The 25,637-nt window shown below is 56.6% G+C and carries 24 protein-coding genes and 2 pseudogenes; 12 read left to right on the top strand and 14 right to left on the bottom strand.

Annotated features, from left to right (window positions below; genetic code table 11):
- Positions 1–59 precede the first annotated feature (59 nt).
- The 3 genes from lhgO (at position 60) to KGA81_RS21005 (ending at position 4,312) form a co-directional block, all read left to right on the top strand.
- Complete coding sequence (gene lhgO / locus KGA81_RS21015) at positions 60–1,328, top strand: L-2-hydroxyglutarate oxidase (protein WP_223548090.1); 1,269 nt, start codon at positions 60–62, stop codon at positions 1,326–1,328.
- A gap of 13 nt (positions 1,329–1,341) precedes the next feature.
- Positions 1,342–2,790 carry an NADP-dependent succinate-semialdehyde dehydrogenase gene (gabD, locus tag KGA81_RS21010; RefSeq protein WP_223548033.1) on the top strand — a complete coding sequence of 483 codons (1,449 nt, stop codon included), beginning with the start codon at positions 1,342–1,344 and terminating at the stop codon, positions 2,788–2,790.
- A gap of 100 nt (positions 2,791–2,890) precedes the next feature.
- A complete protein-coding gene (locus KGA81_RS21005; protein WP_223548031.1) occupies positions 2,891–4,312 on the top strand; it encodes an aspartate aminotransferase family protein in 1,422 nt (473 codons plus the stop codon).
- 725 nt (positions 4,313–5,037) lie between these two features.
- On the opposite strand, the gene KGA81_RS21000 is transcribed toward KGA81_RS21005, so the two are convergent.
- The gene (locus KGA81_RS21000) at positions 5,038–5,781 is read right to left on the bottom strand and encodes a histidine kinase (RefSeq protein ID WP_223548029.1); all 744 of its coding nucleotides are present in this window, start codon (positions 5,779–5,781) and stop codon (positions 5,038–5,040) included.
- A 108-nt stretch (positions 5,782–5,889) separates the two neighbouring features.
- A complete protein-coding gene (locus KGA81_RS20995) occupies positions 5,890–6,621 on the bottom strand; it encodes a FadR/GntR family transcriptional regulator (protein WP_223531849.1) in 732 nt (243 codons plus the stop codon).
- 279 nt (positions 6,622–6,900) lie between these two features.
- On the opposite strand from KGA81_RS20995, the gene KGA81_RS20990 reads away from it, so the two are divergent.
- The 3 genes from KGA81_RS20990 to KGA81_RS20980 all read left to right on the top strand — a co-directional run bounded on the left by KGA81_RS20990 (position 6,901) and on the right by KGA81_RS20980 (position 10,512).
- A complete protein-coding gene (locus KGA81_RS20990) occupies positions 6,901–8,394 on the top strand; it encodes an aldehyde dehydrogenase (protein WP_223548027.1) in 1,494 nt (497 codons plus the stop codon).
- A gap of 87 nt (positions 8,395–8,481) precedes the next feature.
- A complete protein-coding gene (locus KGA81_RS20985; protein ID WP_223548024.1) occupies positions 8,482–9,960 on the top strand; it encodes an APC family permease in 1,479 nt (492 codons plus the stop codon).
- 9 nt (positions 9,961–9,969) lie between these two features.
- Entirely contained in the window at positions 9,970–10,512 is a 543-nt protein-coding gene (locus tag KGA81_RS20980; protein WP_263293409.1) for an ester cyclase, read from the top strand.
- 410 nt (positions 10,513–10,922) lie between these two features.
- Here KGA81_RS20980 and KGA81_RS20975 read toward each other — a convergent pair whose 3' ends face one another.
- Complete coding sequence (locus KGA81_RS20975) at positions 10,923–11,156, bottom strand: hypothetical protein (RefSeq protein ID WP_223548022.1); 234 nt, start codon at positions 11,154–11,156, stop codon at positions 10,923–10,925.
- Between the two features lie 726 nt (positions 11,157–11,882).
- Here KGA81_RS20975 and KGA81_RS20970 point away from each other — a divergent pair.
- Positions 11,883–12,581 carry a potassium channel family protein gene (locus KGA81_RS20970; protein ID WP_223548020.1) on the top strand — a complete coding sequence of 233 codons (699 nt, stop codon included), beginning with the start codon at positions 11,883–11,885 and terminating at the stop codon, positions 12,579–12,581.
- 100 nt (positions 12,582–12,681) lie between these two features.
- Here KGA81_RS20970 and KGA81_RS20965 read toward each other — a convergent pair whose 3' ends face one another.
- Both KGA81_RS20965 and KGA81_RS20960 read right to left on the bottom strand, forming a co-directional pair.
- A complete protein-coding gene (locus tag KGA81_RS20965; protein WP_223548018.1) occupies positions 12,682–13,608 on the bottom strand; it encodes a transporter in 927 nt (308 codons plus the stop codon).
- A 542-nt stretch (positions 13,609–14,150) separates the two neighbouring features.
- Complete coding sequence (locus KGA81_RS20960; protein ID WP_223548016.1) at positions 14,151–14,609, bottom strand: hemerythrin domain-containing protein; 459 nt, start codon at positions 14,607–14,609, stop codon at positions 14,151–14,153.
- Between the two features lie 319 nt (positions 14,610–14,928).
- On the opposite strand from KGA81_RS20960, the pseudogene KGA81_RS20955 reads away from it, so the two are divergent.
- The 3 genes and pseudogenes from KGA81_RS20955 to KGA81_RS20945 all read left to right on the top strand — a co-directional run.
- Positions 14,929–15,093: pseudogene (locus KGA81_RS20955) on the top strand (IS5/IS1182 family transposase); the annotation flags it as partial.
- A pseudogene (locus KGA81_RS20950) lies at positions 15,090–15,224 on the top strand (methyl-accepting chemotaxis protein); the annotation flags it as partial. The pseudogenes KGA81_RS20955 and KGA81_RS20950, both read left to right, overlap by 4 nt.
- 814 nt (positions 15,225–16,038) lie before the next feature.
- Positions 16,039–16,644 (top strand): hypothetical protein, encoded by a 606-nt coding sequence (locus KGA81_RS20945; protein WP_223548013.1) that lies wholly within the window; start codon positions 16,039–16,041, stop codon positions 16,642–16,644.
- 128 nt (positions 16,645–16,772) lie between these two features.
- On the opposite strand, the gene KGA81_RS20940 is transcribed toward KGA81_RS20945, so the two are convergent.
- Both KGA81_RS20940 and KGA81_RS20935 read right to left on the bottom strand, forming a co-directional pair.
- Positions 16,773–16,967 (bottom strand): hypothetical protein, encoded by a 195-nt coding sequence (locus KGA81_RS20940; RefSeq protein WP_223548011.1) that lies wholly within the window; start codon positions 16,965–16,967, stop codon positions 16,773–16,775.
- 92 nt (positions 16,968–17,059) lie between these two features.
- The gene (locus KGA81_RS20935; RefSeq protein WP_223548009.1) at positions 17,060–17,902 is read right to left on the bottom strand and encodes an NAD(P)H-binding protein; all 843 of its coding nucleotides are present in this window, start codon (positions 17,900–17,902) and stop codon (positions 17,060–17,062) included.
- A 178-nt stretch (positions 17,903–18,080) separates the two neighbouring features.
- Between KGA81_RS20935 and KGA81_RS20930 the strand changes: the two genes are divergently transcribed.
- Positions 18,081–18,731 carry a TetR family transcriptional regulator gene (locus KGA81_RS20930; protein ID WP_223548007.1) on the top strand — a complete coding sequence of 217 codons (651 nt, stop codon included), beginning with the start codon at positions 18,081–18,083 and terminating at the stop codon, positions 18,729–18,731.
- A gap of 163 nt (positions 18,732–18,894) precedes the next feature.
- Here KGA81_RS20930 and KGA81_RS20925 read toward each other — a convergent pair whose 3' ends face one another.
- The 6 genes from KGA81_RS20925 to KGA81_RS20900 form a co-directional block, all read right to left on the bottom strand.
- The gene (locus KGA81_RS20925; protein WP_056724476.1) at positions 18,895–19,125 is read right to left on the bottom strand and encodes a hypothetical protein; all 231 of its coding nucleotides are present in this window, start codon (positions 19,123–19,125) and stop codon (positions 18,895–18,897) included.
- Between the two features lie 130 nt (positions 19,126–19,255).
- Complete coding sequence (locus KGA81_RS20920) at positions 19,256–19,477, bottom strand: hypothetical protein (protein WP_218430734.1); 222 nt, start codon at positions 19,475–19,477, stop codon at positions 19,256–19,258.
- Positions 19,478–19,577: 100 nt separating this feature from the next.
- Positions 19,578–20,657, bottom strand: coding sequence for a molybdenum ABC transporter ATP-binding protein (gene modC, locus KGA81_RS20915; protein ID WP_223548005.1), 1,080 nt, complete (start codon positions 20,655–20,657; stop codon positions 19,578–19,580).
- A gap of 3 nt (positions 20,658–20,660) precedes the next feature.
- Positions 20,661–21,341: a molybdate ABC transporter permease subunit gene (gene modB, locus KGA81_RS20910; RefSeq protein ID WP_223548003.1), complete on the bottom strand. Its 681-nt coding sequence runs from the start codon at positions 21,339–21,341 to the stop codon at positions 20,661–20,663.
- Positions 21,342–22,100: a molybdate ABC transporter substrate-binding protein gene (modA, locus tag KGA81_RS20905; protein ID WP_223548001.1), complete on the bottom strand. Its 759-nt coding sequence runs from the start codon at positions 22,098–22,100 to the stop codon at positions 21,342–21,344.
- Positions 22,101–22,222: 122 nt separating this feature from the next.
- Positions 22,223–23,290 carry an NAD(P)H-dependent flavin oxidoreductase gene (locus KGA81_RS20900; RefSeq protein ID WP_223547999.1) on the bottom strand — a complete coding sequence of 356 codons (1,068 nt, stop codon included), beginning with the start codon at positions 23,288–23,290 and terminating at the stop codon, positions 22,223–22,225.
- A 261-nt stretch (positions 23,291–23,551) separates the two neighbouring features.
- Between KGA81_RS20900 and KGA81_RS20895 the strand changes: the two genes are divergently transcribed.
- Positions 23,552–24,535 carry an MDR family oxidoreductase gene (locus KGA81_RS20895; protein ID WP_223547997.1) on the top strand — a complete coding sequence of 328 codons (984 nt, stop codon included), beginning with the start codon at positions 23,552–23,554 and terminating at the stop codon, positions 24,533–24,535.
- Here KGA81_RS20895 and ada read toward each other — a convergent pair whose 3' ends face one another.
- Positions 24,536–25,600: a bifunctional DNA-binding transcriptional regulator/O6-methylguanine-DNA methyltransferase Ada gene (ada, locus tag KGA81_RS20890; RefSeq protein WP_223547995.1), complete on the bottom strand. Its 1,065-nt coding sequence runs from the start codon at positions 25,598–25,600 to the stop codon at positions 24,536–24,538.
- Positions 25,601–25,637: the final 37 nt, after the last annotated feature.

Here is a 25,637-nt window from a genome sequence, read left to right as displayed (position 1 = left end):
TGTGGCCCTTATCGCGCTTCTAACAAAAACGTAATACAGGTGGGTGCAAGCTAATGGCTGTGTACGACTTCATCATCATCGGTGGCGGCATTGTGGGTATGTCCACGGCCATGCAACTGGCCCAGGTTTACCCGGACGCAAAAATCCTCCTGCTGGAGAAAGAGTCCGGCCCGGCCAAGCACCAGACCGGCCACAACAGTGGCGTAATCCATGCCGGCGTCTACTACACCCCGGGCAGCCTGAAGGCGCGCTTCTGCCTGGAGGGCAACAAGGCCACCAAGGCCTTCTGCGACAAGCACGGCATCCGTTACGACGAGTGCGGCAAGCTGCTGGTGGCCACCAATGAGCTGGAAATGCAGCGCATGAGCGCGTTGTGGGACCGCACCGAAGCCAATGGGCTGAGGCGTGGATGGCTGTCGGCCGCCGAGCTGCGCGAGCGCGAGCCGAACATCGTCGGCCTGGGCGGTATCTTTGTGCCGTCGAGCGGCATCGTGAACTACGCCGAAGTCACCGCGGCCATGGGCCGAGAATTCGAAGCCGCCGGTGGTGAGATCCGCTACAACAGCGAAGTCGTCGCCATCGACGAGCGTCCCGATGAAGTCGTGGTCCGCACCGACACGCTGGAACACCGCGGGCGCTTCCTGATCACCTGCTCAGGCCTGATGGCTGACCGCGTGGTGCGTATGCTCGGGATCAAGCCCAACTTCATCATCTGCCCGTTCCGCGGCGAGTATTACCTGCTGCCCAAACAGCATAATCAGATCGTCAACCACCTGATCTATCCGATCCCGGATCCGTCCATGCCATTTCTCGGCGTGCACCTGACCCGCATGATCGACGGCACCGTCACTGTCGGCCCCAACGCAGTGCTGGCGATGAAGCGTGAAGGCTATCGCAAGACCGATTTTTCGCTGTCGGACATGTTCGAAACCCTGACCACACCGGGCATTCTGAAGGTGCTGATGAAGAACCTGCGCCCCGGTCTGATCGAGATGAAAAACTCACTGTTCAAGGGCGGCTACCTGAAGGAAGTGCAGAAGTACTGCCCGAGCATCAACAAGAGCGACCTCACCGCCTACCCGGCCGGTGTGCGCGCCCAGGCGGTCTCGCTTGACGGCAAGTTGATCGACGATTTCCTGTTCGTCAACACCGCCCGTAGCGTTAGCGTCTGCAACGCCCCGTCGCCTGCAGCGACCTCCGCCATCCCGATCGGCGCATACATCGTCGACAAGGTCCGTGTGCAGCTAGCAAGCACTGGTGTCAGTTTTGTCAAACCCGCCAACTCCACTCGGACCGCCCCGATGGCGGCTTCCGGCGCAACCCGCTAACGAGGAATTTCGCGTGCAACTCAATGATCCGAAACTGTTCCGCCAGCAAGCCTATATCGACGGTACCTGGGCAGATGCTGACAGCGGCCAGACGCTCATGGTCAACAACCCGGCCACCGGTGCAATCATTGGCAGCGTGCCGAAGATGGGGGCGACCGAAACCCGTCGTGCCATTGAAGCCGCTGACAAGGCGTTACCGGCTTGGCGCGCGCTGACCGCCAAGGAGCGCGCCAACAAGCTTCGCAAGTGGTTCGACCTGATGATGGCCAACCAGGAAGACCTGGCCCGCCTGATGACCCTGGAGCAAGGCAAGCCGCTGACCGAGTCCCGTGGCGAAATCGCTTATGCCGCTTCCTTTCTGGAGTGGTTCGGCGAAGAGGCCAAGCGGGTGTATGGCGACATGATCCCCGGTCACCAGGTCGACAAGCGTCTGATGGTACTCAAGCAGCCGATCGGTGTTACCGCGGCCATCACCCCGTGGAACTTCCCATCGGCGATGATCACCCGCAAGGCAGGTCCGGCCCTGGCCGCCGGCTGCACCATGGTTCTCAAGCCAGCCTCGCAGACTCCTTACTCCGCCTTGGCGCTGGCCGAGCTGGCCGAGCGAGCCGGCATTCCGAAAGGCGTGTTCAGCGTGGTCACCGGCAGTGCCGGCGAAGTCGGCAGCGAGCTGACCGGTAACTCGCTCGTGCGCAAGCTGACCTTCACCGGCTCCACCGAAATCGGCCGTCGGCTGATGATCGAGTGCGCCAAGGACATCAAGAAGGTGTCGCTGGAACTGGGCGGCAATGCACCCTTCATCGTCTTCGATGACGCCGACCTGGATGCGGCCGTCGAGGGCGCGCTGATCTCCAAGTACCGCAACAACGGCCAGACCTGCGTCTGCGCCAACCGCCTGTATATCCAGGACGGCATCTACGATGCCTTCGTCGACAAACTCACCGCGGCCGTGGCCAAGTTGAACATTGGTAATGGCCTGGAAAACGGCATCACCACCGGCCCCTTGATCGACGCCAAAGCCATGGCCAAGGTTCAGGAACACATTGAAGACGCTGTGAGCAAAGGCGCTCGCGTGGTTGCCGGCGGCAAGCCGCATGCCCTGGGCGGGACCTTCTTCGAGCCGACCGTGCTGGTTGATGTTCCGCGCAACGCCGCCGTTGCCAAGGAAGAAACTTTCGGCCCACTGGCGCCGCTGTTCCGCTTCAAGGATGAAGCCGATGTGATCGCCATGGCCAACGACACCGAGTTCGGCCTAGCCTCCTATTTCTATGCCCGCGACCTGAGCCGTGTGTTCCGTGTGGGCGAGGCGCTGGAGTACGGCATTGTCGGCGTCAACACCGGGATCATCTCCAACGAAGTGGCGCCGTTCGGTGGTATCAAGGCCTCGGGTTTGGGTCGTGAAGGCTCCAAGTACGGCATTGAGGACTACCTGGAAATCAAATACCTCTGTATCGGCGTGTGATCACGGCGGACATTCATCAAGCGTCAAGAGGGGTGGAGATGAACACCCACCAAAGCCTGTAACAACGCCATATGGCCGCCATTCCCCGGAGTTCCTTAACATGAATCGCTCGTATCTTTCGCTCGCCGAAAAGGATGTTCAGCATCAACTGCACCCCTACACGGATGCGCGACTGCACCAGGAAGTAGGCCCGCTGATCATCGAGCGTGGCGAAGGCGTTTACGTCTATGACAACCAAGGCAAGCGTTATCTTGAAGCGATGTCGGGTCTTTGGAGTGTGGCGCTGGGTTTCAGTAATGAGCGCCTGATCAAGGCGGCAGAGCAACAGCTACGCAAACTGCCCTTTTATCACCTCTTCAGCCACAAGGCTCACACGCCCAGTATCGAATTGGCCGAGAAGCTGATCGAACTCGCCCCGGTGCCGATGAGCAAAGTCTTCTTCACTAACTCAGGCTCTGAAGCCAACGACACCGTCGTCAAGATGATCTGGTATCGCAACAATGCAATCGGCAAGCCTGGCAAAAAGAAGTTCATCAGCCGTCACAATGCGTATCACGGCATTACTGCTGTCAGCGCCAGTTTGACCGGACTGCAGGTGAATCAACGTGGTTTTGATGTGCCGCTGCCCGGCTTCTTTCACGTTGCCTGTCCGCACCACTATCGCAATGCCAAACCTGGCGAGACCGACGAACAATTTGCTGATCGCCTGGCAACCGAACTGGAAGATGTCATTCTCCGGGAAGGCCCGGAAACTGTAGCCGCTTTTTACGGCGAACCGCTGATGGGGGCGGGCGGCGTGATCGTGCCTCCGCGCACATATTGGGACAAGGTTCAAGCCGTGTGTCGCAAATATGACGTGCTGGTCGTTGCGGATGAAGTGATTTGCGGCTTTGGTCGTACCGGTAAGATGTTTGGCTGCGAAACCTTCGGCATCAAGCCGGATGTCATGGTGGTTTCCAAGCAACTATCTTCTTCGTATCAACCGATCGCGGCGGTCCTGATCAACGATAAGGTCTTCGAGGGGATCGCCGATCAGAGTCACACCTTCGGTACTCTGGGCCATGGCTTCACCGGCAGCGGCCACCCGGTTGCGACTGCAGTTGCGCTGGAAAACATAAAGATCATCCAGGAAGATCGGCTTGTCGAGCGCGCCTGCGAGTTGGGCGAACAACTTCAGGCCGGACTGGCTCAATTTGCTGATCATCCGTTGGTAGGGGAGGTCAGGGGCTGTGGACTGATCGCCGCTGTGGAGCTCGTTGCAGATCGTCGGACAAAGGAGCCGCTGGATACGGTTGGGAAGCTGGGGCGCTACCTGGCGGGACGTGCGCAGGAGTACGGCATGATCACAAGGGCGATGGGAGACTCGATTGCATTCTGTCCACCACTGATATCCACGACAGAAGAAATACAGTTTGTGGTTGATACGTTTAGCCGTGCACTCGACGACACTGACCGTTGGTTTGGTCTGGGTGTCAACCAAAGCATGTGGCATCAGTGGGAGGGCTACACGCACAACTCCTGATAGCGCGTCTCGGTGTCATGAAGGTGTATCGATCATCGGCGCGGCCCAGGTACTGGTCGTGCCACCATCTTCGTTTCGTGAGTAAAAATGATTCTTCACGGATTACCGGGAAAGACGCTCTTGATCTTCATGAAAAAGAGCTCGCTGTCCCGGTAGCCGTACACCCTCTGTTTGATAACCATGATTTATATCTTTTTAATTAATCGGTGTAAGCTGACCAACGAATCCGGCTCACAATGTCTCTAGGTCAGCCCGTTGTTCCGGGTGCTGGCTAACCTCCAGGTCAAAAGCTGTATTCATTTCCACTACAGCCGCCTCGATTTGAGTGCGTCCCCTCTAGCTCCAAACTTCGAAAAATGATCTGACCGCAACGCGGGTTTTAGTCAGGCCCGACGGGCAGGAAACGTGTGGAGTGAGGCGTCAAAGTACTTGTTTCAGTCGTTCACGGACTTCGTGAAGAACCCAGTGGCTGCGCGACCCACTGCGGCTCCTTCTAAAGGTTGTGATCTTCCAGTGTCGCGGCGAGAGTGCACAGCTTCGTCAATTCGGTTGAGATGATTCTTGTGCAATTGCCTGATGGAATAGGCGGCTAGAATGGGGGCCACTTTCGGTAGCAGAGTGCATGGCGACCTCCAGCCATCCATGGCAGGAGCTTTCATTCGGGGGGACTTTTCCTGATGCGCCTGGGTTGAGATTTGGTTCTTCAAACCAAGATGGAGTCTTGATCAAAACCTTGGGACAGGCCGCTCTACGACGCTCCAATATGACGATGTGTCGATAAGGCTCAGGACGCGACCCTGTTCTTTGTCCAGGCTCAGGGTGCCTCGGATCAAATCACCGGCCAGCCAACTCGGTGTGTTAGCCGCCAGCACTCTTCCTTCGGCGTTGAGTAACAACGCCTCATTACTGACTCGCATAAGGCTGCGCACGAGCAAGGGCTCCAAGGAGTGCAGAGAAATATCGGCAGCAGCTACACCAATGAAGCGATCTGCGAAAAAAATAGGAACCGAGAACGCAACGATGTACTGCTCCGTGCCGTACAAATCCACAAACGGGCCGTCTATGGAGGGCTGCCGGGTTTGCTGGGGGCGGGTGTACCAAGGCATGTGCAGGTAATCGTAAAAACGGTCGCTACGGCTATTAAAATTCAGCGTCAGAGGCTTGATTTCTTCTTTTTGGGTTCGGCACCACCATTCCAGATGCATTTCGCGGCCTTCCAGCTCACCAGGAGCGAATACCACGCCGGCACCATGAAACTTGAGGTTCTCCGAGTTCAGGATTTGCCGAATAATCGGCAGCAATGGCTTCAGGTCGCCTTGGCCGGGGCGCTCCTTTTTGCTACACGTATGCTCCCAAATGCTCAATACCGCGGCGCTCATATCGTTGAGCCCCTTGAATACGTTACTTACGGAAGCATTGATTAACGTGGCACATTGGGACAGCTCGTTTGCTGACATTTCGTTAGCCATGGCTCTACCTCATGACTCAGAGAAGACAATGCGGTGCCTGCAGTCAACGGGGTGTGCGACACCGAGCTGCATAGCGAGCGAATAATTCAGCAAGTTTCGTTCCATTCATTAGTCGCCTTCTGCCATTTGTTGTAGTCGTAGGGTGCTTAGGCGGCGAACGCCTCGTGTTACATGTGCTTCTGCCAGTGCGCCGGCCAGATTGGCGTCGTTCGCTACGATGGCTTCCAGGATAGCTCTATGCTCCCGCTCGATGGCCTGAGGGTCTGGTTGGCCGGCAAACGGCAGCCATAACAGTTCCCCAAGCTCCGCCTGCAGACGCGCTTCGCTGTGAGTCAGGCGCACAGACTGCGCTGCCACGGCTATTTCGATATGGAATCTGGCGTCTGCTCGGCGGCGCTCCCGCCGCTCTTGAGCGTTGGCCAGGGCGTCGACAAGGCTGCTCAGTCTTGCATGTTGCTCAGGCCCGGTGCGCTGAGCCGCCAGTCGGGCGGCGGCGCCTGAAATGGCAGCGTGTTCATCGGCGAGGTCACGCAGTTCAAGCGTGCTGAATTCACGTAGTTGATCGAACAGGGACTGATCTGAGGTTTGCGGCGCGGCGCAGATGAAGCTCCCGCCGCTGCGTCCGCGCCGGGTTTCGATAACCCCGCGCTCGCGCAAGACCGCAAGCGCGTCCCGCAGCGTAACCGTGGCGACGCCGAGTTGGGTGGCCAGGGCACTTTCATTGGGGAGCTGCTCGCCTTCTGTGAACAACCCCAGATCGATCATTTCTATCAGGCGACGGGTAACAGACTCCGTTTTACCTTCCTGGTTAAGGCGTATGAGGCTTGAAGTAGGGCTCATGGTTGATTCATTCATGGGCGGCGCCATTTTACGCCTGTGGCAATAGTCCGATGTAGCGTCAAGCGCGTCCGGATGTGCGTTTCTTTTAAAATTCTATTTCATATTTAATATTGTTTTTGTACGTATTCGTGGGGGAATTATAGAATTTTAACGCCTAAAAAGTCAAAAAAAACACCTCATATTCGCTTTCCTGGGGTTCTCATGGGTTAAAAGATATGGTTCCATATGTTTAAGGCGATTTGAGATCGCATCCATCCGAACCCAGGAGCAGTTTTAACCATGAGTCAGTTGACCCGATCAGAGTGGGAAGCCAGAGCCAAGGCGCTGAGCATTGAAGGGCGAGCCTTCATCAATGGCAAATATGTGTCGGCCAGTTCAGGTGCAACCTTCGAGTGCATAAGTCCTATTGACGGGCGTGTGCTTGCCTTGGTCGCTAGTTGCGATGCGGCAGATGCGAATTTGGCGGTGGCCAGTGCCCGGTCGGTGTTCGAGTCCGGTGTCTGGTCACGCCAAGCACCGGCAATGCGCAAGGCAGTGATGGTGCGTTTTTCCGAATTGTTGCAGGCCCACGCCGAAGAGCTGGCTCTGCTGGAAACATTGGACATGGGCAAGCCGATTTCCGATTCGCTGTCGGTCGACCTCCCGGGGAGCATTGACAGTATCCGCTGGTGCGGTGAGGCAATAGACAAAATCTACGATGAGGTGGCAGCGACCTCGGCTGATCAGCTCGGGCTGGTTACCCGGGAGCCGGTTGGGGTGGTTGCGACTATCGTGCCGTGGAATTTCCCACTGATGATGGCGTCTTGGAAGTTGGGGCCGGCGCTGGCTGCCGGTAACTCAGTTGTCCTCAAACCCTCGGAGCGTTCTCCGCTGACGGCTATCCGCATCGCACAGCTTGCTCTGGAGGCGGGTCTTCCAGCGGGTGTGCTCAATGTTCTGCCGGGCTATGGCCACACCGTGGGCAAGGCGTTGGCCCTGCACGGTGACGTTGATACTTTGGCGTTTACCGGGTCGACCCAAGTGGCCAAGCAACTACTGGTTTATGCGGGTGAGTCGAATATGAAGCGAGTCTGGCTCGAGGCCGGCGGCAAAAGTCCCAACATCGTATTTGCTGATGCCCCCGATCTGCAGGTGGCGGCCGAAGCAGCAGCGGCAGCCATCGCCTTCAACCAAGGTGAGGTTTGCACTGCCGGTTCACGTTTGCTGGTGCAGGCATCGATCAAAGAGCGTTTTGTACCGATGGTTGTCGAGGCCATGAAGGGCTGGAAGCCGGGGCATCCTCTCGACCCGGATACCAACGTCGGCGCAATGGTTGACGGCCGTCATCTGGATGGGGTGATGCAGTACATCGAAGAGGGTCAAGCGCAAGGTGCGCGGCTCTTGCTCGGGGGACGCGTTGCACGGGTAGAAGCCGGTGGCAGTTATGTAGAGCCAACCCTGTTCGACAACGTCAGCAACTCGATGAAAATCGCCCGGGAAGAAATATTCGGTCCCGTACTGTCAGTCATCGAATTCGACGAAGCAGAGGATGCGGTATGCATCGCCAATGACACCCCTTACGGTCTGGCCGCAGCTGTCTGGACGTCTGACCTGTCTCGAGCCCACAACATGGCCCGCGCACTTCGTGCCGGCAGTGTTTGGGTCAACCTCTATGACGGCGGTGACATGATGGCGCCATTCGGCGGCTTTAAACAGTCCGGTAATGGCCGTGACAAATCTCTGCATGCCTTTGATAAGTACACGGAGATCAAGGCCACCTGGATACAACTCTGAGTCAACTCTGGTTAATCGCGCAACGGATGGAATGGCACTGTCCGATCAACGCCTATTAAAACAAATTCCTTTTTGAAGGATGTTGCAATGAACAGCTCAATTAGCGCCAAGGTAGCTGTAGATCAAGACGCGGAGCAACTCCGCGCCCTTGGGTACACCTCAAATTTCGAACGTAGTATGAGTCTGTGGCAGAACTTTGCCCTTGGATTCACCTATCTGTCCCCGGTAGTAGGGGTCTACACCTTGTTCGGCCTGTGCTTGGCCGCCGGCGGGCCACCAATGTTCTGGTCCTACCTGCTGGTGGGGTTCGGCCAGATGCTGGTCTGTCTGATTTTTTGCGAAGTGGTTTCTCAATACCCGATTTCCGGCGGTGTCTATCCTTGGGCCCGTCGTCTGGTTGGCAAGAAGTGGGCATGGATGGTCGGGTGGATTTATGCCATCTCCCTATGTGTCACCATTGCCGCCGTCGCGCTGGGGGCTGGCCCCTACATCGCAAACCTTCTAGGTTTCGAGTCGTCGCCGATAACTAACACATTGGTCGCGCTATTTTTGACGGCGACGGCGACGGTCTTGAATCTCAGTGGTACCAAGCTATTGGCGCGGGTGGCGATGTTCGGTTTTCTCTGCGAACTGGTCGGGGCTTTGTTGATCGGTGGATACCTGCTGATCTTCGAACGCCACCAGCCTTTGAGCGTATTGTTCAATACTTTTGATATTTCCATTGATGGGGCCTATTGGCCTGCGTTTCTCACGGCCTCATTGGCGGGGATGTTTCTCTACTACGGCTTTGAAGCTTGCGGTGATGTTGCCGAGGAAACCCCAAATCCTAGCCGCCAAGTTCCAAAGGCGATGCGGATGACTATCTGGATCGGCGGCGCCGCCTCCATCTTTGCGGCCCTGGCGTTGATCCTTGCAGTTCCAGATATGGCTGCGGTCATTTCCGGGCAAGACAAAGACCCTATGTCGACCATATTCGGCAGCGCGTTTGGTCCTGTGGGTTCTCGGGTAGTCATGGCGGTCATTACGGTTTCGTTCGTTTCCTGCGTGCTGAGTTTGCAGGCATCCGCCAGTCGTCTGCTCTATGCCTATGCTCGAGACGAAATGCTCATGGGCAGTAATGTGCTGAAAAAACTCTCGCCTACGACACACGTCCCGACTGCAGCCCTGGTGGTGTGTGGCGTGCTGCCCGCGATCATTGTGTGTGTAGGATTCTACCTTCAGAACGCTATTGCGCTGGTAGTGAGCTTTGCCGCCATCGGTATTTACCTGGCGTTCCAGATGATTGTTGGCGGTGCACTGTACGCCCGTATCCGTGGGTGGAAACCCAAGGGGCAGTTCACCATGGGGCGTTGGGGTTGGATAGTGAACATCGCTGCCCTCTGCTACGGCATGTTCGCGATCATCAATATGTCCTGGCCGCGTACCCCGGATGCGCCTTGGTATGTGAACTACGGCATCGCACTTGTCGGTGCCATCGTCATCCTTGTCGGTGTCCTATACATGACCTTGTTTCGTCCCTATGAAAAGGGCAAGGCACCAGCTTCGGATGCCTGGAAAAACCGCTAGGTGACATCAATGTCTGCCGCTTCGCGCGGCAGGCAAACCCATCTCCTGACAAAAAGGTTGAAGGCTATGACGTCTCGAATCCACTCGCTACTGTTCGGGCTGTTTTTGGTTCTGGCCAGTCATGCAAGTTTTGCGGCAGGCCAAAACGATACCCTCGATGTGATCCATGACTATATGAAAGCTTGGAATGCTCATAATGCCGATGCTGCGGCCGAGTACTTTTCTGACAACGTTGAGTTTCTCGACGCTTCGGTGGGCACGCCTCAGGTTGGTCGCGAAAACGCCAAGACCCAAGTCATCCAGGTGTTTATGCAGGCGGTGCCGGATCTGCAATGGAAAATGTTCGGCGAGCCGATTGTCAACGGCGAGAGCATTGCCTTCGAATGGGAATTCAATGGCACCAATACCGGCCCTTGGAGCGCGGAGACCCCTGCGACTCAGCGCCCCCTCAGCTTTAAGGGTGTTAGTTTCATACATCTCAAGAACGGCAAAATTATCACGCAGCATGACTACTACGACGCCCTCGGTTTTAACAAGCAACTGGGCTGGTAACGGGTTATTACAGTTTGCAGTATTAGGGGAGGCCGGCCTAAGCAGTGAGGTCACCCTGGGCAGGATGCTGTCGATAATAGCGATCCATACTTGTATTTAGTGGCGCGATTTATAACAGATGTACGATGAGTGGGGAGTTTGACCATGTTCATCTGATGATTCAAAGAGCGTCCGGCACGAACTGCTTATTCCTTGTTGGCGAAGATGTTCATTTTCCCCTGCGCGCGATTTTACGGTTGCTCGCAGACTGAAGGTACACATAGAGGTAGAAAAATTTTCGAACTAAAATTTCCCTTTATTTTCAATAACAAAGAGAATGGTTCGATTCCGGTTTCGACCATATTTATCAAGGGCTTGCGCAACATATCTAATGTCTTTCAGCAAATTACCTCATCTCTGTCAATCCCCCGTCAATCACCGTTCCACGATAGGTGATTGTTAGGGCCCCATTGGGCAAGCAGTTCTCTCGCCCGACCTACGATGCCTATCAGCGTCCGGCGATCATCCTCAGCACCAGGTTCACCTCGCAAAGTTTCAAGCCGCTCCAGTGCGGCTGCGAGTATCCGTCGCTCAGCTTGATCGGTTTCATGTGCAAGCGCTGCCAATGTTTCAAGGTTGGCCCGGATTTCAATAATGGTGCTCACCTCCGAACTTCTGCGAGGCACTGCGAGCGCATATCGCTGGATTGGATCGAGTAGCAACCAGAGGAATTGCTATGGGCTTTGGCGAGGCAGTACGCCTTTGCATCTGCCGATTGAATGGCGTAACAGCTGGCGCTATCAGCCGCGTTGGCTGTGCCCGTCATGAGCAGGGAAATAACGACAGATTCCAACGCATTGCGATTCTCCAAAAAATCACACCGTAATTTGACGATAATTGCGTCACACCGTGATGTCGTGACTTGAAAATAACCCCGTGAACCCAGCCAATCACTGTGCACTTCTGAGTGAGGGCTGACCGTGAGCACGATCCAATACCTCGACCTAGTGCCCGGCAAACAGCACTTCGTCTGCACGCGACCCGAAGCGCAACCGATTGTGCCGCTCGATACCAATATCCGCGAAACCCAAATAAGTGCGATGATTTTTCAACGTGCCGCGGATGCCCTATTGGTAGTTTGCATTACGACGCGCATGCAACCTCAGGCACTACCGGTTACCCAAATGGACACCGGATTCACGCCAAACCTGTGTGCGTTGCAGTGCCGGATCTACACGGTTGAATCCACAACCCTATAGCTGCCTGTCAGGTTGAATCCTCTTAAAGGTATTCGCGACTAGAGTTTCACTGCCAACTATTCTGAAGCAAGATCAGAATTCACCCGTGCAACGTCAGGTATCGCGCGTTAATTCGGCATCAGGGAAACCGGTATGACAAATCCGCAAGATACAGGCGAATCCGACGCGGATTTAGCTCAAATGGTGATAGGGCTGGGGCCCTGCACCTATCTGTTACTGCTTTTGCTAGGGTTGATCCTTCTGTTTCCCTTTCTTGAGGAGGGTCTGATTGCTCGCATATTGCTCGGCATTCTGTTTTCGGCCGTGCTGCTCGTGGGTGCTTTCGCCACCCGGCAGACCCGGTCGGGATTCATCCTCAAGCTGTGCCTGGCGTTGCTTGGAGTTGGCCTGCAATGGGCGGCCTTGTGGGCCGAGAGTATCGCGACGCTTGAACTTGCCGGGATAACCTATGCGGTGTCTCTTGCGGTTTCGTTCAGCGGAGTGCTTCGCTACCTTCTCAAGCGCGGGCCAATTACAGCCGACAAGCTGCATGGCGCGCTTGCGGGCTACATCATGCTGGCCTTTGTTTGGTCCTTCATCTATGCCCTGGTCGAGATTTCCGCCGCTGGCTCATTCGGCCCTGGCAACTTCGATTTCAGACAACACGGCACTTTCTTCAAACTGATCTATTTCAGCTTCACGACGCTCACGACCACCGGTTACGGGGATGCTATCCCGTTGACCAACCACGCCCGCTCACTGGTGATGGTGGAAGAATTTTCAGGCGTCTTTTATGTGGGGGTCGTGATAGCGCGGCTTGCCGGTATTTATCCGTCGCATCAGGCCAAGTGACGCTCGATTTGTCTGAGCCATCTCCGGGCATTGGTAAGCAACCAGCATCGGACAAATGTCCCACGAACGCATGGTTGGAACGTAGCGTGAATCCTGTGTTTCAAAGCCCTGCGCCGAAGCGATACTGCCAGGCCATGCCAACAGCATCGTATTCGCTGCCCGTGCGGGTATGTCCGCCATTGCTCGCATTCAGTTTTATCGAATGGTTGCGGTTTAACGGCAGCGTGAGGGTGCATCCGTAGCGGGTGTTTTCCTGAAAGTCGTGGTTACTGACTCCATCGACTGAACTGCTGCCGCCAGCGAAGTAGGTCGCATCCAGCGAAACCCAGACGCCATTGCTGAAGGCGTAGATAAGATGCCCCTGTATCTGGTAAATCGGGTCCTGGGAAAGCACATGGTCGCCGAGTAACTCGTCATTGTCGGTGTAAAAGGTTCCCGCACCGGATAACTCCAGGGTCACTTGGCCTACACGTTTGGAAACCCCGAGTTCGGGCTTGAATGACCAGCGATTGTTGCCGAGATTTATCAGCCTGTTGTCATCGTATTGGCCGAGTGGCGCCGTGATCGCCAGGCTGGCCCCGATAATTACATCCTGTTGATAGCTGGGGAACTCAGCCAGGGACATCGCCGGGGCGCCATACAAGTTGACCGAGAAGCGAAATCTTGGATCGATCAACCCTGTGACATCACGCTCCTTGGGTTCACCGGCAAGCAAGGCTGATCCGGTCAATTTTGCCTCGGGCACGACGATATCGAACTTCCCCGAGCGGCCCCAGACGTCCAGGGATCTGGCAAAGGCAAACATGACAGTCTTGATGTTGAGCTTGGCATCTTCGAGCGGGATCGAGGGGTTGGCCGTCACGTTGCCATGGAGATCGCTGTAGCCTATAAACAGGAAATTGATACCGACCGGTGTATTGGCGTAGGACCTGGGTTCGAGATCCTCTGCCACTGCACCGGTGACCAGCATGATGAGCGAAGCGGATGCGAACTGAACCAGCCTGACGATGCAGAGATTGTGTCTCATCCACATTCGCTCGCTTCTTTGAGGACCCTAGAGTTCTATGAGTTGTAGCGCATCTGCATTTGTTTGGCACATGCAGCCACTGCACGGTCGTACTTACAGTTTGACCGGATACTCCTGGCCGATCAGTGCCTGGGCACACTGTTTATTGGTTGAGGTTTGCCCCCAGCGTTGCCGGTGGACCACAGCTATCGGTTGAGCCGTGTAAGCCCTCAGATCAGCCAACGAAACCAGGGGCGGCTCATCTGCCTAAACATGGTCACAAGAGATTTCATCATCACCCGCAGCCCCCCCAATAACCCCGTGACGGAATTCTCCGTAGCAGGCTGGAGATCTATAACTGAAATAATATGATTAGCCGAAACGCTTGTTCCACGTCCGGCGAATGTGTGGTTGTAAGGCTCCCAATTCATCTCGTTTGTAATTCTATACAAGTAATCCTGCAATCCAGTGGCGTATCATTAGGCACCCACCCAATAATTTTGTCAGATCGAGTATTAAGTAGTCGCCTGGTTTTTAAGTTGGGCGATCAAAGCTCCGATTAATTAATGCCATTGACGCTTTATTTCCTGCCACTGGATGTCTGACAACCACTTATCTGCCACCGGGAAGAAAATATTCTCCTCAGTATCCATATGATCGTAGTATTTCTTGATGAAGTCATCGATAGTGTCAGCGATTACTCTCACCTCCTGAGTTGAGTCCTCCAACATCTTGAGCTGTCCGGCAATGCGCGCAAATGCTTGATGATCTCGCTCGATATCCTTGACCCGTTGGTGGATCGGTGCCTCAGTCGCTAGCAAGGCCCGCCGAATAAGCTCTTCATTTTCATGGTGGTGTAGCTCTGCATCACCATGCAAGGCTTCCAGCAGCTTAAACAACAGCTTGCAGTCATCGACGCCAGCGGATTCATGCCTAACCCTCCCCAGCAATCCTTTGATCTGAGTGATTTTGATAGCCACCTCATGATGATAGGTGTGCAGCTCTTCCAACAAGACGTTCATATCAAATCCTCACCACTACACCAAATCATCACAGGAAAAATATTATTAACCAGCCATCTCGGAAATTATCCACACATATAAATCTCTATTGCTTCTAATGCATCCGCCCTGCAGTTATCACTCGTGCGCATTTAATCTTTTTATTATAGTCTTGCTAAAAATTTTCGCCCCGATAAATTTGCCACCTTTGGATGAATTTGAAATATCAAATGAATGTTTATATACGCTATTTTTTTACTTGTGGCGACGCTAAAGAGAAAGCTAGCCGCTCACCGTCAACCAGTCACCCTGTCCGTGTGCCTTGTAACGCGCCATGTAGAAGAACTTATCCAAACTCAAATACACGGGCAAGAAAAAGCAGACTCACCAGGATCGCTTCCTGGCCGACCGTCAACAACTGGTGTCCTGAGCACAACTGGAGGTGAAAGTGGCTTGGTTCTATAGCGACATCACAGGCAAGCGCGGGCGCCCTGCAATTGGGTTGCTGAGCAGACGAACCTGCTGGCGCTCAACGCTGCCGTAGAAGCGGGCCGGGTGGGGGAGCTGGGACGAGGCTTTGCCGTGGTCGCCGACGAGGTTCGCTCTCTGGCACCGCGTACACGGACTTCGACCCAGCCGAAACACTTCACTGCATGCGAGTGTCGATCGCGCTGTTTTGAATCGCCCCGGGTTTCGCAGGTGCCTGATGCGCAGCTGCAACAGGTGGAGCGTTTGTGATCTCTTAGACAAAGCCGTCAGGCAGCTTTTGGTCGGTCTCGGTCAATAATCAAAGCGGACTCCGACCACGGATTGTAATCGCCCCAGCGAGTAATTCGAGACCCGGCGCAGGGTCCCATACGGCAGGGCGTGCCTGATTGGTTGTTTATCCGTAACTCGCCGTCGGGCAACGCAACTAGGGCAGTTGGTGCCGCCCGACAAAGCCATTGGGTAGGGGGAAGTCAAAATTCTGGAGTCTTCGCCCGAAGGACCGATCCTTGCCCGTCTCAATCATTAATTCGTAGTTTTTTAGGGAATCGCCGTCTTTGGCGAATTCTGGGGAATGCTGGAGGTGCCGCGTCAAAAGTATGAGCGTTCGCAGTATCGGCGCTCACTGGTAATACGTTATCCAGGTCCAATGTTCGGCGGTGTCATGCTGACTAAGAGGAAGTCGCCCTTTTTCTTTACTTCGCCTAAAACAGCCTATGCTCCAGTTCATCACGTACCGCATCCGAACGGACTACCCGGTCATGCCCACGCAAAAGGAATCACCTCAGGCATGAAGTCCTTGCAGGGCCTGGCTTTGCAATAGGGACTTACAAAGCAGTCTCTCAATAAGGGTGACGCGGTCAAGGTCGATGTCTTCTGATGTTTTTGCCTGCAACTGCCCGACTCAGGCACCTTGCAGTAATCGGAGGGCACTTCATGCCTTTATTTTTTTTGAGGGTGCTGGATGAAACAAAGACAAGTTTTACTGTTGGCTTTGTTGTTTATGTTTTTGACAGGTTGCACGACTACGCCACCCAGAGATCAAGGCAGCCTCTGCAGTATTTACCGTGAGTATCCCGACTGGTATGAGGACTCGCTGCAAATGCAGAGTGAATATGGGACGCCTCTGCATGTGGCCATGGCGATCATGAAGCAGGAAAGCAGCTTCGTGGCAGATGCATTGCCGCCTCGTGACTATCTGCTTTGGGTGATCCCTTGGGGGCGAGTCAGTTCTGCTTATGGTTATGCGCAGGCTCAAGATCCGGTGTGGGGCGAGTACAAGGGCGATACCGGCAAGGGTGGTTCGCGTGACAGCTTCGACGACGCGATCATGTTTATCGGTTGGTACACCACTGGCACCCAGCGTCAGTTGGGGATCTCCAAATGGGACACCTACAATCAGTACCTGGCTTACCACGAAGGGCGTGGGGGCTATAGTCGCGATACCTATCGCAGTAAACCGTGGCTGATGCAGGTTGCCCGGAAAGTGCAAAAGCAGTCAGAGATTTACAGTGCCCAACTCAAGCAATGCCGCCAGGAACTGGAAGACGAGCGTAGTGGGTGGTTTTAGCGCGGCAAAGCCATCGATTCCTTTGCCCGGCGTTTTCTGAAGCCAAGGGTTCGCGAGCGAACGCTGTGCAAACCCTTGGTTGTTTCTGCTTCATTACGTAGGTCTTGATGGTGATTGCCTGATGCTGTTCAGGGCGCCGGGTCTGCCTTGCGGCGATCGCTACCGGTCGGGTTGCCGGTATCGATCAGTCTTCTTTCCAGCAGTACGTTTTCCAGGGCCTGGCGATCTGACGGGTTCATTTGATGTTCTCGCTCCTTGAGTTCCAAGAGGATCGGGCTGGACCACTGGCGGTAGGTTTGTTCGGCACTACGTTTGAGTGACATGGGTTCCTCCTTGATCAGGCTCCTGCCAATAAAGGTGCCGCAGTTCGATACGCAAGACACCCTAGCCGATGAAACCTGTTCTCGCCAATGCGTTACATCGGACTTCCATTTCCCCAGATGCCCGTAGCGCCAGTGCGCTGTACGTAGTCGCTAAAGTCGCGTGCCGGCCGACCCAGTGCCCGTTGTACGCCATCGGTCACGGGCGTGTTGCGGCCATCGAGCACCGTCGTGAACAGATACAGCACCAGATCGATCGACTCCGGGGGCAGTTGTGCCTGTTCCATTGCCTGTCGATAGGCATCCGCTGGTACGGTCACGAATTCGATGTCGCGATGGGTGGAGCGGGCGATCTCGGTCACGGCTTCGGCAAAGGTCAACGCCCGAGGGCCGGTCAATTCATAGAGCTGGTTGGTGTGTCCGGGTTGGGTCAGTGCGGCGACGGCACATTCGGCAATGTCTTGTGCATCGACAAAGGGTTCGGCGATATCGCCGACGGGGAGTGCGAGTTCGCCTTGCCGAATGGGTTCAAGAAAGTGCGCCTCGCTGAAGTTCTGGCAGAACCAACTGGCCCGCAGAATCGTCCAGTCAATCCCGCTGTTCTGTACGACACGTTCGGCCTGTTGCGCTTCGATCTCACCGCGCCCGGATAACAAAACCAGTTTGCGGACTCCGCTTTTCACTGCCAGGTCGGTGAACGCCTGAATGGTTTCAAGGGCGCCTGGAACGGCGAGATCAGGTTGGAAGGAAATGTAGACCGCATGAGCGCCATCTATCACTGCGTCCCAGGTTGATCGATCTTCCCAGTCGAAAGGGGGATTCGCGTCACGGGAGCCTCGGCGAACGGCCAGGCCGGCAGCTTCGAGTCGTTGTGTGATTCGCCGCCCGGTTTTGCCCGTGGCGCCGAGGACCAGTGTGATTGGTTGATTGGTTTTCATCGCGTTCATCTCCATCGATTAATGTGAGTGATACTCACGTTTAAAAGATGATAGATGCTCATGTTTTGTCGTCAACCCAGCGGCTCGAAGTCCCCGACGTGTGGCATCCGTTATTGGGCGCGGCGAACGGCGATGCTAAGGTGAGTACATGTCACGTTATTGACCGGGAAATTCACTCGTGCGCAAAAAGACCCTTGAAACCCTCGAACAGTCTGCTGCGCAAGCGGTTCGACGCAATCCCACGCAACAACGCAGCCGAGAGCGTCAGGAGCGGATTCTGACAGTGGCGACTCAATTGATTGCGGACAAGGGCTGCGACCAACTCAAGATGAGTGAAATTGCCGAGCATTCCGGGATCTCGATCGGTTCCCTCTATCAGTATTTTCCCGACAAGAGTTCCGTCATCCGCACGCTGGCCGAACGCTACAACGCTGAAAGTCGTCGTTGCATTACACAGGCAATGGAGGCTGTCGAGGATGCCCAAGGCTTGCAGGTGGCCTATGTGCAGTTGCTCGATCTGTATTACGAGATCGTGATGGCGACACCGGTGATGCGTGACATCTGGTCCGGCATGCAGGCCGACAAGCAATTGTTGCGACTGGAGCTGGAGGAGAGCCGGGTGGCCGGAGCACTGCTGGCCCAGGCCATGCATCGCGTATATCCCGATATCGATGAACAACAGGTTCAGGCATCGGCGTTTCTGATCTGGCACCTGGGCGAGGCGACCATTCGCCTTGCGGTCACTTGTGCACCAGAGGAAGGGCGAGCACTGGTCGAGGCGTTCAAGCGTATGTCCCTGCGCCAGATTATGGAGCCCGTGCTCGATTGAGCCCCCGCAAGAGTCGACTGGTTTGGGCAACAAAAAATCCCGGCACCAGGCCAGGTTGTGGAAGCAAGTGAAAGTCAATCAGGCAGGCAGACACACGGCGACGTCAATGTCACCATTCAAACGGCCAGTCAGGCCTGTCCTCGTACCGCAAATCCGTAACGGATCATCTGAACCTGGGCAGAGGCGGGTCGACAGGTTTGAGTGACGATAGCGTGTGCCGAATCAGCGGCGTGTCCTTCTCGATGTCGTTCAGGCGATCACGAATTCTGAGGGCGGTGGGGTGCCCGCCTTGATGATCGACCCAGTCGGCAATTTCCTTGCAGGCCGCGGCCAAGCGGGCCTGACGGGAGTCCAGTAAGGTGAGCAGGGTGGTGATGGACTCTTTTTCGGACATGGGTGACACCTCCGTTCAAGAAACCTGGGTGTGGCAGCAAAAAGCCCGCCTGGAGCGAGCTTTCTGCCGTTGGGGTCGCTGATCCTTCAACCAGTTCAGTATAGACCCGTTGAAAAATGGTAACAGGCCGTCAACTTTGTCGGGCTGTCACTTGTGATTTGGCGTTCAACTGCCGGCAAATGCGCTGGGCGTCTTCTTCAACATCGTAGCCGTCTCCGATGAAGCCCTGGGTTCGGGTATCGGCGATGCGGTACCAGACCGCGGCATCCGGTGGCAGGTGGTCATATTCACCCTCACGGCGACCATGGATGATGATTCTGTTGCAACGCTTCACGACGAAAATGTCTTCCATGGCGTCACCGCAGCTGATTCGTGTACAGATCAACTATAGAAGCCATTGGTGATCGTGCAAAAAACAGGCAGGTTAATCGTCGGCTCAGGTGCCGCCGGATTTAGGCCAGCACCGCGACCGCTTTGATTTGTGCCCAGAGTTGCTGGCCAGGATGGACGTTCAGTTGGTCGCGGGAATAACGCGTGATCCGTGCAAGCAGCGGCGAGCCAGCGGCGTCCAGGCGAATCAGCACATGGGCGGCATTGTCGGCGCTCATTTCACTGACCACAGTAACCGGCAGGCGATTGAGAATGCTGCTGTGCTCGGCACTGTGCAGGCTCAGGCTCACATCCCGCGCCTGGACCTTGCAGCGCAGTGTCTGACCCGTATCCATCGGTGTGTGAGGTACACGGATGTTGAGAGTGGTGTCGGGCAATTGCAGGCTGAGCAGTTGATAGTCGGCGTCATAGGCGCTCACGCGACCTTCGATTACCACACCGGCGTCATCGCCCATCGCCAGCGGCAAGTCGAGGCGCGCCAGGGTCTGGCCGATCGGGCCGCTGGCCAGTGCCTTGCCGTTGCTCAGCAACACGATATGGTCAGCCAGCCGCGCGACTTCATCCTGGGAGTGGCTGACGTACAGCACCGGAATGTCAAGTTCGTCGTGCAGACGTTGTAAATACGGCAGGATTTCACTTTTGCGCTGGGCATCCAGCGCGGCCAGCGGCTCGTCCATCAACAGCAATCCCGGGCTGGTGAGCAGCGCGCGGGCCATGCCAACGCGCTGTCGCTCACCACCCGAAAGGTGTTCTGGGTGCCGGTCCAGCAGATGACTGATGCCCAGCAACCCGGTGGCGTGGGCCATATCGACCCGACGCTGCGACTTGGGAATGCGCTTGAGGCCGAACTCCAGGTTGGCCAGCACTGACAGATGAGGAAACAGGCTGGCTTCCTGGAACACGTAGCCGAGCGCGCGTTTGTGCGGCGCGACGAAGAGCTTGTTTTCGCTGTCTTGCCAGACTTCATCGTTGACCTGGATAAAGCCTTGATCGGCCCGCTCCAGGCCGGCGATGCAGCGCAGGCAGGTGGTCTTGCCGGAGCCTGAGTGACCATAAAGCGCAGTGACGCCACGCCCCGGCAGTTGCAGGTCGACGTCCAGGACGAAGCCCGGGTAGCGTAGTTTCAGGCGCATTTGAATCATCGATCAGCTCCAGCCCGCTTTGGTTTTTCGGCTGGAATACAGCGCCAGCAAGACGATAAACGAGAACACCAGCATCGCCCCGGCCAGCCAATGGGCCTGGGCATATTCCATGGCTTCGACGTGATCGTAGATCTGCACCGAGACCACGCGGGTCTTCTCGGGAATGTTGCCGCCGATCATCAGTACTACGCCGAACTCGCCGACGGTGTGGGCGAAGCCGAGAATGGCCGCGGTAATGAAGCCGGGGCGGGCCAGGGGCAGCGTCACGCTGAAAAAGGTGTCCCAGGGATTGGCCCGCAGCGTCGCGGCCACTTCAAGCGGACGTGTGCCGATTGCGGAAAATGCGTTTTGCAGCGGCTGGACCACAAACGGCATCGAATACAACACTGAACCGATCACCAGCCCCGCAAAACTGAAAGTGAGGGTGCCAAGGCCGAGTGATTGGCTGAGCTGGCCGATGTACCCGTGAGGGCCGAGGGTCAGCAACAAATAGAAACCAATTACCGTCGGTGGCAGCACCAGGGGCAGGGCAACGATCGCCCCGACCGGGCCACGCAACCAGGAGCGGGTGCGCGAGAGCCATAACGCAATCGGAGTGCCGACAATCAGCAAGATGACCGTCGTCAGGGACGCGAGTTTCAGGGTCAGCCAAATGGCGGAATAATCGGCACTCGATAGCGACATTTAGATTTCGTAACCGTAGGCGTTGATGACAGCTGCCGCTTTCGGCCCCTTGAGGTAGTCAACCAACGCCTTGGCGGCCGGGTTGTCCTTTCCCTTGTTGAGAATCACAGCGTCCTGTTTGATCGGGTCGTGAAGGCTGGCCGGAACGATCCAGGCCGAACCGCTGGTGATCTTGCCGTCCTTGTAGATCTGCGACAGGGCGACAAAACCCAATTCGGCGTTGCCGGTGGAGACGAATTGGTAGGCCTGGGTGATGTTCTGGCCTTCAACGATCTTCGCTTTGACCTTGTCGGTCAGACCTTCCCTGGCCAACACCTGGGTCGCCGCCAGGCCATACGGTGCAGTTTTCGGGTTGGCGATGGACAGGTGCTGGTATTCGTTCTTTTTCAGCACATCGCCCTTGGCATCGACGTAGCCTTCCTTGGCCGACCACAGTGCCAGCGTGCCGACCGCGTAAGTGAAGCGCGACCCCTTGACGGTGTCGCCTTCGGTTTCAAGTTTTTGCGGGGTGCTGTCGTCTGCCGAGAGGAATACTTCGAATGGCGCGCCGTTTTTGATCTGGGTGTAGAACTGGCCGGTGGCGCCAAAGGAGGTGACCAGCTTGTGCCCGGTGTCTTTTTCGAAATCAGCGGCGATGGCCTTGATGGGCGCGGTGAAGTTTGCGGCGACAGCCACCTGGACTTCGTCCGCCTGGGCCGAGCCGAAGGCGAATATGGCGAGAAGGCTCGCAAGGGTGGACCATGAGGCACGAGTGGTCATGAAACGGCTCCGTTGAAGGCAATTGCAGCAGGTTAATCGTTATGTACAAAAATATATAGCGAATTGCCTTTCAACGGAATGTGCTGTCACAAAATTGTATACAGTTTTAATGAAAGTGCTGTTCAGGGGCGACCTGACAGTCTCGCTAATCCTTCTTCAGCCAGTTGTCGAGTCAGTGCCGCGGTGGTCAACTCGACCCCGAGGGTAAAGGCCTGGCCGGCCCAGAGGTTACTGAAGTCCGCTTCACCTTTGGCCCGTAATGGCATCAGCGCGCCACCGGCAAGAGGGAAGGCCGGAGCCTTGGCGCTCATGGGGCCCAGTTCACGCATCACCCGATTGAGGATGCCCCGGGCCGGGCGACCGGTGAACACGTTGGTGACGGCCGTCTCGCTTTCCCTGGCGGTGCGCAAGGCTTTGTGATGAGACGGGCTGACCTTGGCCTCTGGGGTGAACAGGTACGCCGTCCCCACCTGTACCGCCGAAGCGCCCAGCATGAAGGCGGCGGCGACGCCTCGTGCGTCAGCGATGCCGCCGGCGGCAATCACCGGCACGTTCACCGCATCGACGACTTGTGGCACCAGGGCGAAAGTCCCCACCTGACTGCTCAGGTCATCGCTGAGAAACATCCCGCGATGGCCTCCGGCTTCGTAGCCCATGGCAATGATTGCATCGCAACCATGCTGCTCCAGCCACACGGCTTCTGCGACGGTCGTGGCCGAGGACAGCACTTTCGCACCGCTGGCCTTGACCCGGTCGAGCAAGGATTTTTCCGGTAGGCCAAAGTGAAAACTCACCACTTCAGGGCGAAACTCTTCCACCACTTTGCAGGCCGCGTCATCGAACGGCGCCCGGTTGGACACCGGGGTTGGCGCATCGAAATCGGCGCCGAGTTCCTGGTAGTAGGGTTGCAGCAGGTTTTTCCAGTCCTGGGCGCGTTGTTCATCAGGGGCCGGAGGTTGATGACAGAAGAAGTTGACGTTGATCGGGCGCTGGGTGTGTTGGCGGATGGTTTTCAGCTCTTCGCGCAGTTGATCGGTGCTGAGCATCGCCGCCGGCATCGAGCCCAGGCCGCCGGCATTGCAGGTGGCAATCACCATGGACGAGTTCGTGGCACCGGCCATCGGCCCCTGAATGATCGGCAGTTCGATCCCGAGCAGGTCAAGAATGCGCGTATCTGGCCATTGGTTCATGTGTTGTGTTCTCCGACGTTGAAGCAGGGCAGGGACGGTAGAACAGGATTTGTAACGCAACGACTGGCGCAAGGCCAGTCGTCATTTCAGTACTTCAAGCTTGCTTCAGCGTCGATGCAAGCCTGCGCCACTGAAGGAGTGATTCATCGCTTGGGAAGGGTTGTGGAATTGGCAGATTGGCTTAAAGTCGAGTACGCCAATCTGCTGCCATGTGTTATTTCCATTGCACCACCACCAGACTGATTCCATTGAGAGGCCCTAATGTTCAAAGGTATTTTGATCGACAAAGACGACAGCGGTTACCGGGCCACGCTGCAAGAGATCCAGGACGATCAGTTACCCGAAGGCGATGTCACGGTGCGTGTTGCCTACAGCACGCTGAACTTCAAGGATGGCCTGGCGATTACCGGCAGTAGCCCGGTGGTGCGTAAATTCCCGATGGTGCCGGGCATCGACCTGGCCGGTGTCGTCGAAGTCAGCGGGCATCCGGACTACAAGGCTGGTGACCAGGTCCTGCTCAATGGCTGGGGCGTGGGTGAAGGGCATTGGGGTGGACTGGCGCAGAAGGCTCGCCTGAACGGTGACTGGCTGATCCCGCTGCCCAAGGCGTTTACCGCTGCCCAGGCGATGGCCATCGGTACGGCGGGCTACACGGCCATGCTGTGCATCCTGGCCCTTGAGCACAATGGCGTGACGCCTGAACAGGGTGAAGTCCTGGTCACCGGTGCCAACGGTGGCGTCGGCAGTTTCGCCATCGCGTTGCTGAGCAGTCTCGGCTACCGGGTGGTCGCGTCTACCGGACGTACGTCTGAACACGACTACCTGAAGCAACTGGGCGCTGGCGAAATCATCGACCGGGCCACGCTGTCCGAACCCGGCAAGCCGTTGGCCAAGGAGCGTTGGGCGGCAGTCATCGACTCGGTCGGCAGCCACACCCTGGCCAACGCTTGCGCCAGCACCAAGGCCAATGGCACCGTCGCGGCATGTGGTCTGGCGCAAGGCATGGACTTTCCCGCATCCGTCGCGCCGTTCATTTTGCGCGGTGTGACCCTGGCCGGCATCAACAGCGTAACCCAGCCCAAAGCCAAACGGGTGGAAGCCTGGAATCGCCTGGCCAGGGACCTGGACTTCAACCTGTTGCCGCTGATCAGTCACGAAATCGGCTTGAGCGAAGCCATCGACGCCGCGCCGCGCTTGCTGGCCGGGCAGTTGCGCGGGCGCGTGGTGGTGGATGTGAATCGCTGATCACTGCGACTCGCGCTCCAGCAACTGGCGTTTGCGCTCGACACCCCAGCGGTAGCCCGACAAGTTGCCATCGCTGCGCACCACGCGATGGCACGGGATCGCTACTGCCAGACTGTTCGCGCCGCAGGCTTGAGCCACGGCGCGAACGGCTTTCGGCGAGCCGATGCGCTGAGCGACCTCGGCGTAGCTGGCAGTGCTGCCAACGGGAATTTCCCGCAGCGCTTGCCAGACTCGCTCCTGAAACGCCGTGCCGCGTACGTCCAGCGGCAAATCAAGGCCAATGGCCGGCGCCTCGATAAAGCCGACGACCCTGGCAATCAATTGCTCGAATTCATGATCGGCGCCAATCAGGTTGGCGCGCCGGAACTTGTCTTGCAGATCACAGACCAGTTGGTGCGGATCATCGCCCAGCAGGATCGCGCAAACGCCGCGCTCACTTTGCGCCACCAGAATCGCGCCTAGCGAACACTGGCCAACGGCAAAACGAATGTCATTGTTTTGACCGGCTGCGCGGTAATCCCCGGGTTTCATCCCGAGCAGTTGGTCGGCTGCTTCATAAAAACGGCTGTTGGAGTTGAAGCCAGCGTCGTACAGGGCATCGGTCACCGAGCCGCCGTCCGCCAGCCGTTCGCGAACCTTGCGTGAGCGATGGGCATCGGCGTAACCCTTGGGCGTCAGGCCAGTGACGGCTTTGAACACACGATGGAAGTGGAAGCTGCTCAACCCTGCCGCATCGGCCAATTCGCCCAGCGTAGGTAGCGTTTCGGCGGTTTCGATCTGGCGGCAGGCGGTGGCCACGGTGGTGGCATGTTGCGCGGCGAGTTCGCTCTGATCTTTTGCCGCACGCTTGCTCGGACGATAACCCGCGGCCCTGGCCTGTTCGGCGCTATCGAAGAATTCGACGTTCTGCGGCTTGGGCAAGCGTGCGAGGCTGCTGGGGTTGCAATAGATGCCTGTGGTCTTCACGGCATAGACAAACTGCCCGTCAGCCTTGGGATCGCGCGCGACCACGGCGACCCAGCGCGGATCGTTTTCGGTGGAGATCTTGGTCGATTGGGTAGTCATGGCGTCACGTCCTTTTAGGAGTTGCCTGCACATTAAC

Origin of the sequence: Pseudomonas sp. A-B-19 (assembly GCF_019947515.1) — a bacterium.
Classification (GTDB): domain Bacteria; phylum Pseudomonadota; class Gammaproteobacteria; order Pseudomonadales; family Pseudomonadaceae; genus Aquipseudomonas.
The sequence above is the reverse complement of the archived record's forward strand: the minus strand, read 5'-3'. Positions and strand labels throughout refer to the sequence as shown.